Annotated in this window: 3 protein-coding genes; all 3 read right to left on the bottom strand. The window is 47.8% G+C overall.

What is annotated here, in order from left to right; all coding sequences use genetic code 11:
* Positions 1–158: 158 nt before the first annotated feature.
* Positions 159–923 carry a hypothetical protein gene (locus BLT16_RS20415; protein ID WP_218124482.1) on the bottom strand — a complete coding sequence of 255 codons (765 nt, stop codon included), beginning with the start codon at positions 921–923 and terminating at the stop codon, positions 159–161.
* A gap of 230 nt (positions 924–1,153) precedes the next feature.
* Positions 1,154–1,732 carry a hypothetical protein gene (locus BLT16_RS20410; protein ID WP_089660774.1) on the bottom strand — a complete coding sequence of 193 codons (579 nt, stop codon included), beginning with the start codon at positions 1,730–1,732 and terminating at the stop codon, positions 1,154–1,156.
* 96 nt (positions 1,733–1,828) lie between these two features.
* Positions 1,829–2,761: an HNH endonuclease gene (locus BLT16_RS20405; protein WP_089660773.1), complete on the bottom strand. Its 933-nt coding sequence runs from the start codon at positions 2,759–2,761 to the stop codon at positions 1,829–1,831.
* Between the last annotated feature and the right edge of the window lie 314 nt (positions 2,762–3,075).

Below are 3,075 nucleotides of genomic sequence, written 5' to 3'. Positions count from 1 at the left end.
AGGGCTTGAAGCGGGGCATGCTGACCACTCCTAGGCTGTTTTCCCGATCCTACCAAAACGGCGTGGGCTGTGGGCTTTTTCTACAGCCACAACGCCCGGCTCACGCGCCGGTTTGGAGCCGCGAAGCGGCGGAAAATCGGTCGCTGTGCAGACGATTGTTAGCTCTTATCCTTTCTGTCTATCATAAGAGAGCTTGGAGCAAACGTCTCGCAAAAGACTTCTGCACCGAACTTGATAGCCAATGCGGCTGCGCTGGCAGCTACCATTGCTCCAGTAATGCTGGCCGAGTTAAATGCCGCCACTATGGCTACGGAGATATATTTTTTATCGTAGACAACCGATAGTCCTTGGCTCCACGCTTTGTAAATATCACTATCAGGACTGCACACGGCTCTCCAAGCAACTCGCTTTAGGGCAGAGCTAGCACGTTTCCCAAGAGCCTCTTTGTTTTCCTCTGTTATTGGAGGTGGCAGCATTTTCCTATCAGGGCTTGGAAGCCGCAACGTGTATGTGCTTCTGACATCCTTAAGCAAATCAACTGATCGTTGCGGAACAGCCCGCCCCATTTCTAGATATATTTGATTCTCGGATTTTGTCATCACAAGCTGAACTGACTGCCGGTCAACTTCATCTAAATCAAGCTTCCCAGATGATTCCTCCTTCAGACCCACTAAGATGCTTTCTTCTTCAAGCCTCTCAATTAGGCGCCTGTGAAACTGCTCCCTTCTCTCTGGAGACTTTATGTTGTTGATGTTCTTCACAGCTCTGACAATCATGTCCCGAGCTTTTTCCAAGTTACCCTCTCGCAAGTAGCAAATTGCCAGAAGGGAGGTTGCTTCAAGATTTAACCGTGTTCTCGAATTGCTTTTTTGTATCGTTCCCTCAAATCCCATCTTGGCGAACGTCAAACTGCCGGCTTCCATTGCAGTCTCATAAAGCCAGTTTTTAGCTTGTAGAATGCGAGTTTCATGAGCAGTGGGTCGCAATAATTCCTGAATTTGGGCCATTATCCTTTTGGCGCGAGTCAGATCAGCGGCTCCCACACACGACCTAAGCTGGGGCTCGAGTTTCGCCAGCTTTTCCTTCTGTATTTTTGATAGCGGTTGATTTTCATTCATAAATTAAAGATGTCTGCAGGAGGGGCTAACACCAATTACATTCCCGGAGCTGGCTCACTAGGTCTTGACTTTACTTCCGGTGTAGGTTCTAGTTTTAAGCCGTGATCCAAGCCAAACTCATATAGGTTCATACAACTCGTAATCTTCTTATCTTTGCTGATACCTGCAACGAAAGAATAGCTACCGACGGAGCCACCAGCTGACTCACCAACCTTTGTCTTATGTTTAATAAGCTTTTCAAGATAGAAAATAAATTTTTCCTTGTCTTTTCCCGCATCGAATATCTCATGGATAGTAGAGACAGGCCTATTTGAAAAGTATGTTTTTCCTCCAAGACAAAAGCTGCCATCTATAATTTGACCATAGATTAGAAAATGGTGACTGTCGTCCGGGGACAGCTCATCCGCAGCCGCCTCATAGTTTTTATACTTTTTCTTTTCAGATGCTAAAGACTCAAAATCCTTCTTGAACTCCAAGATAACCCATTTTTCATTATTGGATAGAAACGTATCTCCCGCCTTTTCTTCTTTTCCATCTAGAGGGGATAGAATCATCTCATCAGGGATGAACTTTCTGATGAAATAATACTCAACGGTTTTCTCCCACCACTTCATTCCTTACTCCCTTTAGAGTTAACGAGAAGCTCAGCCGCGCCGAAACCGCGAAGCGGTGGAGGCGTCGACTGAAGCGCATTGTTCGGCGCAACACCCTTACGGTTCCAGACCCGCCTCCTCCCACTTAGCGATTAAGTACTCGCGATTGGGATAAGTTCCGTTGACGCCCTTTCTTAAGAGTTTTCCCGTTAGCTTGTTATATTCCGTACCAGCTAGGTCGGGAGCAACCTTGATCGTCAAATTCTCCGGGTCTACCGCAATCAGGTTCGCGTCAAAGAGGCGATGCACGTCCGCTCGCAAGAGCAGTCCGTTATCTGTGTGGTTTATACCGCTTTCCGAGTGCTTAACAATGTGCGCCGCTTCGACAACCTCAGCAAGCCCCGTCCCGGTGAACGCGCACTTTCCTTCATAGAGACGCACGAGGTTAAGGCGGAACTGCGCTTGACCTCTTCTAATCTTGCGTCTTCCGTATGACGGATCATCATCGTTCGACGCTTCATGAATAGATTTCTCCAATTCTTTGCCGCCATGGGCAGCCGCCACGCGCCCCATCAACTCAATAAACTTATCACAAGCCTCTGACCAAGCCCTGTTAGCCAAAAACTCATAACCCTGACGCGGAGTATTCTGCCCCGATTCCAACTCTTCTTTTACTATTTTTACAGCCTGGCAGTATATCTCATCGAAGTTCCGGACACCCCCTAACCAGTCGTTAAGCAAAGTTCGATTAACTGTATTGCTCGGCGCCTTTAGATGCCATGACAGTGCGTCCCCATCCAACACGATCATCGACAAATCTAGCTCGAATATGTAATGCCCACCCTCATCGAATAAAATTATGTAGAACGGCATAGCCCCATTGCGCCAAGCAGTGAATCGGAGTGTCATGCCGTCCTCTAGGTACAGCGTTTGATATTCCCCGTTGGGCCCACCCAGGTTCAGCCTCTCCTCAGCCCCTATTGCACCTGCGAACTCCCTCATAAGCTCGAAACCGAGTGACTTGTACGTTTTCTGTTGTGGGTTAGTCATTCTGGTTTCTCCTTAAGATTTCACAGGCATGCGCCGAACAGTGATTGGACTGCACGTCCTGATATTGGATGAACACACCTGCTCGTTCAACAATCTTCGCTAGCATGCTTCTTTTCCCCTAACCTATTGATTTCACAGGCCACTAAGTATAGTTAGGCTAGCTATGCAGGATTGGCGCGCTTGTACGTTTTGCCGGAACCAACAATACTGTATGGATATGGCTCTTCCCTTATTTCAGTGGGTTAGGGGTCATTTCCAGCCCGCCGAAATGAAACAGGATCGCCGTTTTGAAGCGCTCTTTGCTGCGGTATCCC

The sequence above is a fragment of the Franzmannia pantelleriensis genome (assembly GCF_900102875.1).
Taxonomy (GTDB): domain Bacteria; phylum Pseudomonadota; class Gammaproteobacteria; order Pseudomonadales; family Halomonadaceae; genus Franzmannia; species Franzmannia pantelleriensis.
This window is presented reverse-complemented; position numbering and strand designations above follow the sequence as displayed.

What these genes read in the sequence shown, in the direction of transcription:
- BLT16_RS20415 (WP_218124482.1), bottom strand. Translation starts at nt 923, where the DNA reads ATGGAAGCCGGCAGTTTGACGTTCGCCAAGATGGGATTTGAGGGAACG.
- BLT16_RS20410 (WP_089660774.1), bottom strand. Translation starts at nt 1,732, where the DNA reads ATGAAGTGGTGGGAGAAAACCGTTGAGTATTATTTCATCAGAAAGTTC.
- BLT16_RS20405 (WP_089660773.1), bottom strand. Translation starts at nt 2,761, where the DNA reads ATGACTAACCCACAACAGAAAACGTACAAGTCACTCGGTTTCGAGCTT.